Source organism: Kluyvera huaxiensis (assembly GCF_040149365.1).
In the GTDB taxonomy this organism is placed as follows: domain Bacteria; phylum Pseudomonadota; class Gammaproteobacteria; order Enterobacterales; family Enterobacteriaceae; genus Kluyvera; species Kluyvera intermedia_A.
Window position 1 is genome coordinate 69,126 of the sequence record NZ_JBEFLV010000019.1, and the last position, 13,919, is coordinate 83,044.

Genomic DNA, 13,919 nt, shown 5'->3' on the forward strand with positions numbered 1-13,919 from the left:
CCTTTTATTTATTTCTAACCTGATAAATCAATATCCTTAACAGCCATTTAAATTAGTTCGCTATTCAATGCCAATATACCGTCAGTTATAAGCAAACATATACATAAAATGTATGTTAATGAATTGATTTAATGCCGGTACTATTGATTAAAGCGGGCATGCCGGGTTAAGTTACTTTCGCAGGAACGCAGAAGGTATTTTAACCTATTTTAAGATCCTCCCTTCAACAAATAGCCCGCTGGTGAAAAATACATCGCCGAGGGTCATTATGAATTGAAGGCCAAGCGTCCTGCAGTAATAAAAATTAGAATGACATTTAAAACCTGGACCATAAGAATTCAAAATAAGGTCAGGCACAGCAAACATGCACAACATAATCACAACAGGTCAATACCATGAATCTGATACCATCAGCTCTCGCGGCGCGCGCGGTAGCCCTATCGCTATGCGCCAATCTCACTGACGATTACTCATGGAGTCAACTGCCCTATGTGTAATCGCCCCATCGGCGTTCTGACAGTGAGTCATCGTGTTCTCGATTAATGAGTGAATTAATCGGAAATATCGCATTTACTCTCTGGTGTACGCTATGCCTTATTGGCTGGATTCTTTTATTATTAATCGATCTGGAATAATGATAACTATCATGACGCCATGATTTTATTTTTCGGGGATGCCAACACAGATTTATAAAGACGGTTGCAATTAATCACACTCGTCCGTTGAGACATAAATAGAAACTGCCCTCAACGTTAATGACGGCAGCGTACTGCATCGTACTTGCTATGCGTTCAATATAAGAACCAGGTAAATATGGTGTTATAAAAAATGTAATATAAAGGGTAAATAATGAAAAAGTTAATACTGGTAGCTATGGCAATATCGTTAAGCGGATGTGTTATCGCGGCACCTCATCACCGAATGGATGGGGATGATGTCGACGCATCTCAGTATGCATCGGGGGCAAATGAGTGCACGCAGAGTGAGGAAGCCGCTGGGGAATGTGTCATGCATAAGAAACATCATCATAAGAAAACCGATGATACTTATAAAAGCAGCGACGGCTATACCATGATTACAAAACATGGCGTGACCCTGCCGGATTGTGAACAAACCGGTGGCAGTCAGGCATCGCAGGGTTCCACCTGTTGGTATACAAACAGCAAATGATGTTGACTCAGCAACAAGGGCTGGCGCATCTGGAAAAGATGAACAACGATCTGGCCGTGCTTGATAAGGCCATCGAGGTACTCAGAGGGATGGAACAGGCGAAAGCCGATGTCATCAACTACCTGATCGGAGTCAGAAATCTAAAAGAGATCATGATTATTGAATTGAAAGGCGAGTTTATCGTTTGATCATCATGAAGTCCCTGCTTTTACCAACCGCAATAGGTTGCTGGAGGCAGGGACTTACTCTTAGGCTTCGCGAATGTTCAGAGATAGCGGACGAACGGTGCCGTATCCGGCGCGGCGATGGTGGTCGACGCTTTCAGCTGCGGTGTGCCCAAATAGAGGAAACCGACAATTTTATCCTGCGCTCCGCAATCAAATCCTGCGCGAACCACCGGGCTTTCCGTGAGTGCGCCGCTGCGCCAGATACCGTTGAAGCCCTGCGCTACCGCCGCCATCTGCATGGCCATCACCGCACAGCCCGCCGACATCTCCTGTTCCCACACCGGCACTTTCGGATGTTCATGGCATTTGGCGATAACCGCGATAATCAGCGGCGCACGAAACGGGGCGTTACGCGCTTTTTCAATGGCCTTTTCGTCGCCTTGCGCGGCAACCGCACCTTGCTCCAGCAGTTGGCTAAAGCGCTCACGTCCTTCGCCTTCGATGACCACAAACTGCCACGGCTGTAAGGTACCGTGGTCCGGCGCGCGCATGCCGGCGCGCAGAATATTCTGTCGCTGTTCACCGGCAGGCGCAGGCTCAGCCAGTCGGGAAGCGCTGCGGCGATTCAGTAATAATTCAAGGGCATCCATAAAACCATTCCTCTCACGTTATTTTTCATAAAATTAACATGGGCGAGGATTTTGTTACAGCGCAGAAGGCGATTCCTGCTGACAACCGGCGACGGTCTATTTAGGATAGCCACACGTTTCACCGTTTCGGTGAACCTTTTTCGTTTTTTGCAGGGAGAATACATGCGAACCGTATGGCGCTTCATTGTCGGATTCTTTAAATGGACGTGGCGATTACTCAATTTCGTCCGTGAACTGGTGCTCAACCTGTTCTTTATCTTGCTGGTACTGGTTGGCGTTGGTATCTGGATGCAGCTCAGCAGCAGTACGACCGAACATAGCAGCCGTGGGGCCCTGCTGATGAATATCAGCGGCGTGGTGGTGGATAAACCGTCCGCCAGCAGCAAACTTAGCGTGATCGGCAAGCAAATTTTCGGCGCGACCTCTGACCGTCTGCAGGAAAACTCCCTGTTCGATATTGTGCAGACCATTCGCCAGGCGAAGGATGACCGCAATATCACCGGTATTGTGCTGGATCTGAAAAACTTTGCCGGCGGCGATCAGCCGTCGATGCAGTACATCGGTAAAGCGCTGCGCGAATTCCGCGACAGCGGTAAGCCGGTTTACGCCATTGGCGACAGCTACAGCCAGGGCCAGTACTACCTTGCTAGCTTTGCCAACAAAATCTGGCTGTCACCGCAGGGCGTGGTCGATCTACACGGTTTCGCCACCAACGGACTGTATTACAAGACCCTGCTCGATAAGCTAAAAGTCTCGACTCACGTGTTCCGCGTCGGCACCTACAAGTCCGCCGTTGAGCCGTTTATCCGTGATGATATGTCTCCAGCCGCCCGCGAAGCGGACAGCCGCTGGATTGGCGAGCTGTGGCAGAACTATCTCAATACCGTGGCGGCTAACCGCCAGATTACCGCGCAGCAGGTGTTCCCTGGCGCGCAGGCCATGCTCGACGGCCTGAGCAAAGTTGACGGCGATACGGCGAAATATGCGCTGGATAACAAGCTGGTCGATACCCTCGCCTCAAGCGCGGAAATCGAAAAGGCAATGACCAAAGCGTTTGGCTGGAGTAAAGCGGACAATAACTTTAGCGCCATCAGCATGTATGACTATGCGGTGAAAACTCCGGCAGATACCGGTTCAAGCATCGCCGTAGTCTTCGCTAACGGCGCCATCATGGACGGTGAAGAAACCCCGGGTAACGTCGGCGGCGATACTACCGCGGCGCAAATCCGCGATGCGCGCCTGGATCCAAAAGTGAAGGCTATCGTCCTGCGCGTCAACAGCCCGGGCGGCAGCGTTAGCGCCTCTGAGGTGATTCGCGCAGAGCTGGCGGCAGCAAAAGCAGCGGGCAAACCGGTGGTCGTATCGATGGGTGGCATGGCGGCATCCGGCGGTTACTGGATCTCAACGCCGGCCGATTACATCATTGCCAGCCCGAGCACCCTAACCGGCTCTATCGGCATCTTCGGGGTGATCAACACCGTTGAAAATACGCTCGACTCGATTGGCGTGCACACCGACGGCGTGTCAACCTCACCGCTGGCAGATATGGCTATGACCAAAGCGCTGACGCCGGAAGTGCAGCAGATGATGCAGCTCACTATCGAGAACGGCTACAAACGCTTTATCACCCTCGTGGCACAGTCGCGTAAGAGCACGCCGGAAGCTATCGATAAAATTGCCCAGGGCCACGTGTGGACCGGTGAAGACGCGAAAGCGAATGGGCTGGTCGATAGCCTCGGTGACTTTGACGATGCGGTGGCGAAAGCCGCAGAGCTGGCGAAGGTTAAAACCTGGCACATTGACTACTATCAGAGCGAACCGACGTTCTTTGATATGGTGATGGACAATATGTCCGGTTCAGTGCGCGCAGCCCTGCCACAGGCGCTACAGGCTTACCTGCCGGCACCATTGGCCTCGGCGGCGAACGCGGTAAAAGCTGAAAGTGATAAACTGGCGGTGTTTAACGATCCGCAAAATCGCTATGCTATTTGCCTGACCTGCGCCAATATTCGCTAATCGTAATCCCCTCCGCCAAGGAGGGGATTTTCTTTAGATTATTCATTCGACGACCTCATGCAAAAAAAATCCATTTACGTCGCCTACACCGGCGGGACCATCGGGATGCAGCGTTCCGATCACGGCTACATCCCGGTTTCCGGCCATCTGCAGCGCCAGCTGGCATTGATGCCCGAGTTCCATCGTCCTGAGATGCCGGACTTCACTATCCACGAATACGATCCGCTGATGGACTCTTCCGACATGACGCCGGAAGACTGGCAGCACATCGCCGACGATATTAAAGCGCACTATGACGAGTACGACGGCTTTGTTATCCTGCACGGCACCGACACCATGGCGTTCACCGCCTCCGCGCTGTCGTTTATGCTGGAGAATCTCGGTAAACCGGTTATCGTCACCGGGTCGCAAATCCCACTGGCCGAGCTGCGCTCCGATGGGCAGATAAACCTGCTGAATGCTCTGTACGTTGCCGCCAATTACCCCATTAACGAAGTGACGTTGTTCTTCAACAATCGCCTGTATCGCGGCAACCGCACCACCAAAGCTCACGCCGATGGCTTCGATGCTTTCGCCTCGCCGAACCTCGCGCCGCTGCTGGAAGCCGGTATTCATATTCGCCGCCTCGGCACGCCGCCGGCACCGCACGGTGACGGCGAGCTGATTGTGCACCCTATCACCCCGCAGCCGATTGGCGTGGTGACGATTTATCCAGGGATTTCCGCCGATGTGGTACGTAACTTCCTGCTACAACCGGTCAAAGCGCTGATCCTGCGCTCCTACGGTGTGGGCAATGCGCCACAGAACGGTAATTTCATTAAAGAGCTGACCGAAGCCAGCAACCGCGGCATTCTGGTGATTAACCTGACCCAATGTATGTCCGGCAAGGTCAATATGGGCGGCTACGCCACCGGTAACGCGCTGGCGCAGGCGGGTGTGATTAGCGGTTCCGATATGACCGTAGAAGCGACGCTGACCAAGCTGCACTATCTGCTCAGTCAGGGACTGGATACCGAAACTATCCGCCAGGCCATGCAGCAAAACCTGCGTGGCGAGCTGACGCCAGACGAATAAGGAGAGTGTCATGACGCAACGCGCACTGTTATTGGTCGATTTGCAAAATGATTTCTGCGCCGGCGGCGCGCTCGCGGTTGCCGATGGCGATAGCACCATCGACGTGGCGAATCTGTTGATTCGCGCAGCGAAAATCCTCGGCGATACGGTGGTCGCCAGCCAGGACTGGCATCCGGCCAATCACGGCAGTTTTGCCAGTCAGCACGGCGTAGAACCGTACAGCCAGGGGATGCTTGACGGTTTGCCACAAACCTTCTGGCCGGATCATTGCGTCCAGGGCAGCGACGGCGCGGCGTTTCATCCGCTGCTGACGCAACAGGATATTGATGCCGTGTTCCGCAAGGGCGAAAGCGTCAATATCGACAGCTACAGCGCCTTTTTCGATAACGGTCATCGGCAAAAAACCGGTCTTGACGCGTGGTTACGCGAGCATGAGATTAATGAACTTATCGTACTGGGCCTTGCGACCGACTACTGCGTTAAGTTCACGGTGCTGGATGCATTAGCGCTGGGTTATACGGTGAACGTCATTACCGACGGCTGTCGCGGCGTGAATATTCAGCCGCAGGATAGCGTCAACGCCTTTATGGAGATGGCTGCCGAAGGGGCAACGCTGTATACCCTCGACGACTGGCTTGAGAATCAGGGATAGCCTGATAGCCACTTACCGCCCGGCGGTTCTGGACATTCCCGCCGCCGGGTAAACCGTGAGTGTAAGATTGAGATACCCGGGGCGACCACCGGGTTTGGCGTCCCTCCGGGAACCAAATCCCGGCGTTTCCCCTAATCGCTTTGCTTAAGTGAACGGTATTACATCCCCGGGCAGCTTCTGACGATATTCCACTAACCCTGTCATAATCCGGTTATTTTTTCCCCACCCGCCTTCTCCCACGTGAACCGCTTCGCAGATTTGTCCTTTTGGCAATGCTATGTTTAAACGGTTATTTTTTCGCCACACTTTTCCCGTGGCTGGTTTGTTTTTTTAATGTCAAAGAGGACCGTGTATGAAACTTTTGCCTTTGCTGGCAGCATTACCCCTGCTCTGCGCGTCGGTTGTTTCGGCTAATTCCCTGATGTCGGTTGGCTACTTTAACGGCGGCGGCGATGTTACTGCCGGGCCTGGCGGCGATATCAATAAACTCGATGTGCGCCAAATTACCCATCTCAACTATTCTTTTGGTCTTATCTATAACGATGAAAAAGATGAAACCAACGACGCATTAAAAGACCCGGCTAAACTGCATCAAATTTGGCTTTCGCCGAAGGTGCAATCGGATTTAGAAAAAATCCCCGTCCTGCGTAAACAGAACCCGAACCTGAAAGTGCTGCTCTCCGTCGGCGGCTGGGGCGCACGCGGCTTCTCTGGCGCGGCGGCATCGCCTGAAGCCCGCGCGGTATTTATCCGTTCCGCGCAGGAAGTCGTGGATAAATACGGCCTCGACGGCATCGATCTTGACTGGGAATACCCGGTTAACGGTGCCTGGGGACTGGTGGCCAGCCAACCGGCGGACAGAGATAACTTCACCACGCTGCTCAAAGAGCTGCGTGCAGCGTTTGGCAAACACAAGCTGGTGACTATCGCCGTAGGAGCCAACGCCGAAAGCCCGAAAAGTTGGGTCGACGTGAAGGCTATTGCCCCGCTGCTCGACTACATCAACCTGATGACCTACGACATGGCGTACGGCACCCAGTACTTCAACTCCAATTTGTATGACTCAACCCAATGGCCGACGGTTGCCGCCGCGGATAAGTACAGCGCCGACTTTGTGGTGAACAACTATATCGCCGCCGGTCTGAAGCCAAGCCAGATGAACCTCGGTATTGGTTTCTATGGCCGCGTACCAAAACGTACCGTCGAGCCGGGCATCGACTGGAGTAAGCCGGATGCGCAGAAAAAACCGGTGACTCAGCCCTATTTTGGCGACCACGAAGTAGAACTGTTTAAATCACTGGGCGTGGATTTGAGCAAGGATACCTACGTGAAATACAACGATATCGTCGCCAAACTGCTGAACGATCCGCAGAAGCGCTTTACCGAACACTGGGACGACCAGGCCAAAGTGCCGTGGCTGTCGGTACAATCCAGCGACGGCAAAGCGTTGTTTGCCCTATCTTACGAAAACCCGCGCTCGGTGAGCATTAAGGCCGACTATATCAAGAGCAAGGGGCTTGCCGGGGCGATGTTCTGGGAATACGGTGCGGACGACAATAACCAGTTGGCGAAGCAGCTGGCTGAATCGCTGGGGATTAAGCACTAGCGTCTTTCTCTAAGATCAGGTACCGAATCAGGGCTACAGTGTGCTAGCCCTGATTCGGTGCGTGGGTGAGTTGAGCTTCGTTCACTGAATCCCGGCGAATTACACCGGCGTCAAAATCCCGCTCCCGGCATGAATACGATACCCGGCCCCCGGATGCGGAGCCTGTAGACGTGCGCTGCCGCCAAAGAGTTTCTCCCGCAAAGTGCCCTGGCTGTACTCCTGCTTGTAGACGCCGCGTTTTTGCAATTCTGGGATCAATAGCTCCACCACATCGGTGAAGGTTTCGTGCGTGACGGCGTAGGCCAGATTGAAACCGTCCACATCGGTCTCCTCCACCCACGACTGCAATTCATCGGCGACGGTTTGCGCACTGCCCACAATCAGCGGGCCAAAACCACCAATCCCCACCCAATCCGCCATCGCCTTCACCGACCACTGCTTGTCGGGATCGGCGGTGGAGAACGTATCCACCACCGACTGAATGGCGTTGGTTTTCGAATAGGTAAACACCTCGTCCGGCTGGTACTGGCTGAAATCAATCCCCGTCCAGCCGGAAATCAGCGCCAGCGCGCCTTCATAGCTGGTGTAGCTTTTGTACTCCTGCCATTTGGCCTGCGCGGCTTTATCGGTTTCGCCGACAATCGCGGTTTGCATATTGAAAATCAGAATGCTGTGCGGATCGCGCCCCGCCTCCTGCGCGCGGCGGCGAATATCGGCTACCGTTTTTTTCAAAGCGCTTTTTGACGGCGAAGCAACAAATACGCACTCGGCGTGGCTGGCCGCAAACTGCTTGCCACGACTGGACGCCCCGGCCTGATAGAGCACCGGCGTACGCTGCGGTGATGGCTCGCAGAGGTGGTATCCCGGCACATCGAAGAATTTGCCGTGATGGTTAATGGCATGAATTTTACTCGGGTCGCTGAAAATTCGTCGTTCTCGGTCACGCAGTATCGCCCCCTCTTCCCAACTCCCTTCCAGCAATTTGTACACCACTTCCAGATACTCGTCGGCGTAGTCGTAGCGTGCGTCATGCGCGGTTTGCGCCTGCTGGCCAATATTACGCGCTCCGCTTTCCAGATAAGAGGTGACGATATTCCAGCCCACCCGTCCTTTGGTCAGATGATCCAGCGTCGACAGGCGACGGGCAAACGGATAGGGATGTTCAAACGATAGCGAGGCGGTAAGGCCAAAACCAAGATGCTCGGTAACGAGCGCCATCGGTGTCACCAGCGCCAGCGGATCGTTAACCGGAACCTGCGCCGCCTGGCGAATCGCCGCGTCGCCATTGCCGTTAAAGACGTCGTAAACGCCCAGCACATCGGCGATAAACAGGCCGTCAAATTTACCGCGTTCGAGCAAACGCGCCAGATCGACCCAATAGTCCAAATCCTTATACTGCCAGGAGCGGTCGCGCGGATGCGCCCACAGCCCCGGCGATTGGTGGCCGACACAGTTCATATCAAAAGCGTTCAGTCGAATTTCACGTTGCGATGCCATAACAGTCTCCCAATACACCCGGCGTTTAGCCCGGCGTCAGCAATAGTTTGGATAGGTTTACGATAAGATGAGCTGACGGCAGCCCAGGGTTTCCAGCACATTTTGCGCCACCTGCTGCGCGTGTTCGGCAACCTGCGGCAACCCCATGAGTTCGCCAAAGCGCCCGCGTGCGGCGGGGCCCGCCACCCAGAGATTCGGCGAGGCTTGCGACAACGCATTCACTTCAATTCCCATTCCTAGCGGGTCCGGATGAATCAGCCCAGCCTGGTGCAGGGCTTGCAGAAATGGCTGGCTGGCAACGAGATCCGCATGGTCGGGACCGGTGGTCAGCACCAGATAGTCAACGGTTTCCTGCTGCGACTTACCGCCGCGCAGCGTTAAATGGAGTTGGAACGTCGGGCCGGATGATTCCAGCGTTTGCAACCGTGCTGCAAGCAGGCGAAAACTACCCGCATGGCGTTTGTCCACAATCGCCTGCGCGACCTGCGGAGCGATGCGATAACGGTGCACATCCCAGAAGCGCCGCAAATGGCGTAGGAATTGACGCTTTTCCGCTTCCGTAAGCCGCTGCCAGATCTCCTGTCCCTGTTGACGCACGGCATCAAGCACCACCTGCCAGGGCAAACCCTGCGCCTGCGCGCGCTGGATGTCATCACGAATCAGGCGTAAACGCTGGCCCAGCGTGCCGTACCGGTAATCAGCCTGCCATTTCGCCAGGTTTATCGGCGAGTTTGGTCGCGAAAGTAGACCGTGGCGCGAAAAGGCCAACACATCGCCCCGATGCCCCTGCCGCTCAAGCGATGCCACTACGTCCGCCATGCTGAGCGCTGTACCCATAATCGCCACCCTCGCCGTGGAAGGAATACCGCTCAGCGCCCCGGCACTCCATGGATTGGCGATCAGCCGGGGATGCTGACTGGATGCCTGCACCGTCCGGGGTAATCGCGGCGGTGGATGACTGACTGCCAGAACGATACGGTCAGCACGCAGGCGACGGCCACCGGAGGTGATAAGGCTACCGTCCTGCCAATCGACCGCGCGTTCCCGAATATGGGCGACGCGTGAGCAGTGCTGTTGCGACGCCTGGATGAAAGCAGCCTCCACATAGCGACCAAAGGCCCCACGCTGAGGATAGACGCTGCCATCAGCCAACTGCGCCTGCGTATCCTGTGGAAAATCGCCGTAGCGGCGATACCAGCGGTCAAATGCGCCGTCGTCTTCCCCGGCCAACTGCATACGCGCGGCGGGAACGTTAATCCGATGGGCCGGATCGGTCGCTGAATAGGCCACGCCGTGGCCTAAATGTTCACGCGGTTCAATCACGCTGATACGCACAGGCCGCGTTGCTTCGCGCATCAGATGGATTGCGACAGCCGTACCGCTAAAACCGCCACCGACAATCACTACATGGGGATCGGACATCTTCATCCCCCTTCAGCTCGCGCTGACATGTTTAGCAGGACGTTTCGCCCCACCGATGGTTTCACCGAAAGGACCGGTATTGACCTGACCCTTCGCCGAACGCGGTTGCGTACTGGCCGGGAGCAGCGGCATCACCAGCTCAGCAAAGCGATGCGCCTCTTCCAGATGCGGATAGCCGGAGAAAATAAAGTTCGTGACCCCCAGCGTCTGGTACTCGCGAATGCGTTCCGCGACCTGCTGTGGATTGCCCACCAGCGCAGTGCCCGCCCCGCCGCGGACCAGGCCAACGCCCGCCCACAGATTTGGCGCGATACGCAGATTGTCGCGGCTACCGTTATGCAGCGCGCTCATGCGGGCCTGGCCGGTGGAATCCATACGGGAGAAAATCTGCTGCGCCTGGGCAATAGTGTCATCATCCAGATGGGCGATCAGTTTATCCGCCGCCGCCCAGGCCTCCTCTTCCGTTTCACGGACAATCACGTGCAAGCGGATCCCGTATTCCAGCTGGCGTCCCTTTTCTTCAGCACGGGCTTTCACCACCGCCAGTTTTTCTGCCACCTGAGCAGGAGGCTCGCCCCAGGTGAGATATGCGTCGATGTGATCGGCGGCAACGTCGATCGCCTGCTCGGAGGAGCCGCCGAAGTACAGAGGCGGCCCATTTTTTTGTACCGTCGGGAACAGCACTTCCGCCCCTTCGACCTGGAGATGTTTACCGTGATAATCGACCTTTTCTCCGGCCAGCAAACGCCTATAAACCTCAAGGAATTCGTGAGTCACCTGGTAGCGCTCACTGTGGTTGAGGAAGATCCCGTCACCTTTGTTTTCCACCGGATCGCCGCCGGTCACTACGTTTATCAACAGACGTCCCTCGGAAAGCCTGTCCAGCGTGGCGGCCATCCGCGCAGCCAGCGTTGGAGGCTGAAGACCCGGCCGTACCGCCACCAGATAGCGTAAATTACGAGTGATGGGCGCCAGCGCGGCAGCCACCAGCCAGGAATCTTCGCAACTTTTGCCGGTAGGGATCAGTACGCCGTAGTAACCCAGGCTATCCGCCGCCAGTGCAACCTGCTGCAAATAGGGCAAATCTACCGGGCGACCGCCTTCGGTGGTGCCCAGATAGCGCCCATCGCCATGGGTAGGTAAAAACCAGAAGACATTAATTTTCTCAGCGGCTTGTGCTGTCATTATCCATTTCCTTTATAACTATATTTAGTATTTATAGAAGCAGTTATTTAAGTCAGTTATAAAGAGATAAGCGAAATCTGTGCCAGCTTTTAAAAAATTAAATAACTATATTTATCATTTAGTTAACTTAAAATCGGGTAATTGAAATGTGTTGCAGATGCAACACATGGACGACCGAAACTGCCGCAATGGCAACAAAGCGCCCGCTTCCCCCTCTGGCAAATCGTGACGGCAAAAGATACCGTCCTTAAAGAAATCAGCTGGAGACTCAAGATGCTCAACGCAGAACTTACCGTAACCGGCCCGTCGCTGGTCGACCCCGCCTCACAGGCCTTTCAGAAGATACTGGTTCGCCTTGCGCCTACTGACGCGACGGTGCTAATCATCGGCGAAACCGGCACCGGTAAAGAGGTGGTGGCGCGCTATCTGCATCGTCATAGCCCGCGCGCTAATGCGCCGTTTCTGGCGGTAAACTGTGGCGCATTGACCGAGTCTTTGGCGGAGTCGGAGCTGTTCGGCCACGAGAAAGGCGCCTTCAGCGGGGCGACACATACTCATCAGGGCTGGTTCGAAGCGGCAGAAGGCGGCACGCTGCTGCTGGATGAAATCGGTGAACTGAGCCTGGCACTGCAGGTGAAGCTGCTGCGCGTGTTGCAGGAGCGCGAAATCACGCGCGTCGGTTCTCATAAGCCTATCCGCATCAATGTGCGAGTGATTGCGGCGACTCACGTCGATCTGGCGCGAGCCATTCAGGAACGGCGTTTCCGCGAGGATCTTTATTATCGCCTCAATATTGCCGCAGTAACCCTGCCGCCGCTGCGTCAGCGCCAGCAAGATATCCCGGTTCTGGCTCAGCATTTTGTTCAGCTATATGCCTCACGTTTAGGCCGCCTGGTACCACAACTGGCGCCGGAAACGCTCGATTTATTGCGCACTTATCCGTGGCCGGGCAACATCCGCGAGCTCGAAAATACGCTGCACAATGCGGTGCTGCTGAATCCAGATAGCGTACTCACGCCTGAAAATCTGCGGTTAACGTCGGCCGTAGCCGCCCAGCAATCGCCCATGGATGACGGCGATGAACTCACTCGTTTTATGCGTAATCAGCTACTCACCCACAGCGGTGCGCTGTACGACCGGCTACTGCGGGCGATGATCCAAACGGCCATGAGCCAGAGCGATAACAACCAAAGCCAGGCGGCTTCACTGTTGGGCATCAGTCGTCATACGCTGCGCACGCAGTTAGCGCACCTGGGGGTGATAAAGCAACGGCGTAAGGTAGGCGAACCGGTTGTCTCTGCGCCACGCGAGCGAGAGCTGCGTATTGGCTATCAGCGTTTTGGCAATCTCGGCGTGCTTAAAGCCCGCCAGCTACTGGAGCAATCTTTTGGCGAGCTGGGCGTGAACGTGCTGTGGAGCGAATACCCAGCAGGTCCGCAGCTACTGCAAGCGCTGAGCAACGATGAGATTGATTTTGGCACCACCGGAGAAGCACCGCCGATTTTTGCCCAGGCGAAAGACAACTCGCTGCTGTATGTTGCCTGGGAGCCGCCTGCTCCACGCAGCGTCGCCATGGTGGTTCCCAACGCCAGCGATATCCGTACGCCGCAACAGCTTCGCGGTAAACGCATCGCGCTCAACAAAGGGTCGAATGTTCACTGGCTGCTGGTGCAAATTCTGGAAGAAGCCGGGCTTGGGCTTGGCGATGTGAAAGTGGTCTATACGCCACCGAAGTATCCGTTAACCGCCAGTGACTATTTGGCCGCCGACGCCTGGATGATGTGGGACCCGGTGCTCAGCGCTGCGGAGCAAAGCAGTACGCTGCGAGTCCTCGCAACCGGCGAAGGGCGCGTCAACAACCATCAGTTTTACATCACGCGCCGCGAGTATGCGCGCCATAACGAGGAAATTATTGCCGGGATTGTGGCCGCGCTGGTAAAAACCGGGAAGTTTATTGACCGTCATCGCCATGAAGCGGCGCAACTGCTGGCCAGTGAATTAGGATTGGATGTCGGTTCGCTTACCTGTGCGCTGGCGCGCCGCAGCCATCAGACCCGAGAGATGGATATGCAGGCGGTACGGGCGCAGCAATCCATCGCCGACCGCTTCTACGCGTTAGGCCTGCTGAACAGGCCCGTCGCGGTCAGGGAAGCGATATGGTACGCCCGAGAGCGGCTGATTACGTCGTGGGCCGCCGCTTAGTGTTGCTTAAACGTCGCGATAGGCTTCGGTGAAATACCGAAGTCTTCTTTCAGTTGCTGCTTACTCTTCATCACCATCTGCCCCTGGGTATCGATGGTCATGTGCTGCGCGTCATCGTTGTGACGAGACTGCCAAAGCATCACTAATTGGAGGCTGTTTTCTTTCTGTTCGGCGGTCAGCGCCACTCCGTCCGGCCATTTTCCAAGCTCTACGGCGGTGACTAAGCGCTGGTAAATTTCCGGCGTCATATTGTCGATCATTTGCTCAATACTCATCTC

The 13,919-nt window shown here is 55.3% G+C and carries 12 protein-coding genes; 7 read left to right on the forward strand and 5 right to left on the reverse strand.

The features are described from left to right. Positions 1-849: 849 nt before the first annotated feature. The gene (locus ABOC97_RS18280; RefSeq protein WP_349600460.1) at positions 850-1,170 is read left to right on the forward strand and encodes a hypothetical protein; all 321 of its coding nucleotides are present in this window, start codon (positions 850-852) and stop codon (positions 1,168-1,170) included. Then, the gene (locus ABOC97_RS18285; RefSeq protein WP_349600463.1) at positions 1,167-1,358 is read left to right on the forward strand and encodes a hypothetical protein; all 192 of its coding nucleotides are present in this window, start codon (positions 1,167-1,169) and stop codon (positions 1,356-1,358) included. Before ABOC97_RS18280 ends, ABOC97_RS18285 begins: the two co-directional genes overlap by 4 nt. Positions 1,359-1,435: 77 nt before the next feature. On the opposite strand, the gene ABOC97_RS18290 is transcribed toward ABOC97_RS18285, so the two are convergent. After that, on the reverse strand, positions 1,436-1,987 hold the full coding sequence (locus ABOC97_RS18290; protein WP_349600466.1) for an NAD(P)H nitroreductase: 552 nt from the start codon (positions 1,985-1,987) through the stop codon (positions 1,436-1,438). Positions 1,988-2,149: 162 nt separating this feature from the next. Here ABOC97_RS18290 and sppA point away from each other — a divergent pair, with 162 nt between their 5' ends. The 4 genes from sppA to chiD all read left to right on the forward strand — a co-directional run bounded on the left by sppA (position 2,150) and on the right by chiD (position 7,335). Next, positions 2,150-4,003, forward strand: coding sequence for a signal peptide peptidase SppA (gene sppA / locus ABOC97_RS18295; RefSeq protein ID WP_349600469.1), 1,854 nt, complete (start codon positions 2,150-2,152; stop codon positions 4,001-4,003). 57 nt (positions 4,004-4,060) lie between these two features. After that, positions 4,061-5,077 (forward strand): asparaginase, encoded by a 1,017-nt coding sequence (ansA, locus tag ABOC97_RS18300; RefSeq protein ID WP_349600472.1) that lies wholly within the window; start codon positions 4,061-4,063, stop codon positions 5,075-5,077. A gap of 10 nt (positions 5,078-5,087) precedes the next feature. Continuing rightward, positions 5,088-5,729, forward strand: a complete 642-nt coding sequence (pncA, locus tag ABOC97_RS18305; protein ID WP_349600475.1) for a bifunctional nicotinamidase/pyrazinamidase — start codon at positions 5,088-5,090, stop codon at positions 5,727-5,729. A 352-nt stretch (positions 5,730-6,081) separates the two neighbouring features. Beyond that, a complete protein-coding gene (gene chiD / locus ABOC97_RS18310; protein WP_349600478.1) occupies positions 6,082-7,335 on the forward strand; it encodes a chitinase ChiD in 1,254 nt (417 codons plus the stop codon). Positions 7,336-7,434: 99 nt separating this feature from the next. Here the strand turns inward: chiD and ABOC97_RS18315 are convergent, their stop codons facing one another. Genes ABOC97_RS18315 through ssuD form a run of 3 tightly spaced genes read right to left on the reverse strand, consistent with a single transcriptional unit; the run spans position 7,435 to position 11,439 of the window. Then, positions 7,435-8,832 (reverse strand): LLM class flavin-dependent oxidoreductase, encoded by a 1,398-nt coding sequence (locus ABOC97_RS18315; RefSeq protein ID WP_349600481.1) that lies wholly within the window; start codon positions 8,830-8,832, stop codon positions 7,435-7,437. A gap of 57 nt (positions 8,833-8,889) precedes the next feature. Continuing rightward, positions 8,890-10,254 (reverse strand): FAD/NAD(P)-binding protein, encoded by a 1,365-nt coding sequence (locus tag ABOC97_RS18320; protein ID WP_349600484.1) that lies wholly within the window; start codon positions 10,252-10,254, stop codon positions 8,890-8,892. A gap of 12 nt (positions 10,255-10,266) precedes the next feature. Next, positions 10,267-11,439 (reverse strand): FMNH2-dependent alkanesulfonate monooxygenase, encoded by a 1,173-nt coding sequence (gene ssuD, locus ABOC97_RS18325; RefSeq protein ID WP_349600487.1) that lies wholly within the window; start codon positions 11,437-11,439, stop codon positions 10,267-10,269. Positions 11,440-11,712: 273 nt separating this feature from the next. On the opposite strand from ssuD, the gene ABOC97_RS18330 reads away from it, so the two are divergent. Next, positions 11,713-13,641, forward strand: coding sequence for a sigma-54-dependent Fis family transcriptional regulator (locus ABOC97_RS18330; RefSeq protein ID WP_349600489.1), 1,929 nt, complete (start codon positions 11,713-11,715; stop codon positions 13,639-13,641). Here ABOC97_RS18330 and ABOC97_RS18335 read toward each other — a convergent pair. Further along, entirely contained in the window at positions 13,638-13,916 is a 279-nt protein-coding gene (locus ABOC97_RS18335) for a YeaC family protein (protein WP_234508788.1), read from the reverse strand. The genes ABOC97_RS18330 and ABOC97_RS18335 overlap by 4 nt on opposite strands. Between the last annotated feature and the right edge of the window lie 3 nt (positions 13,917-13,919).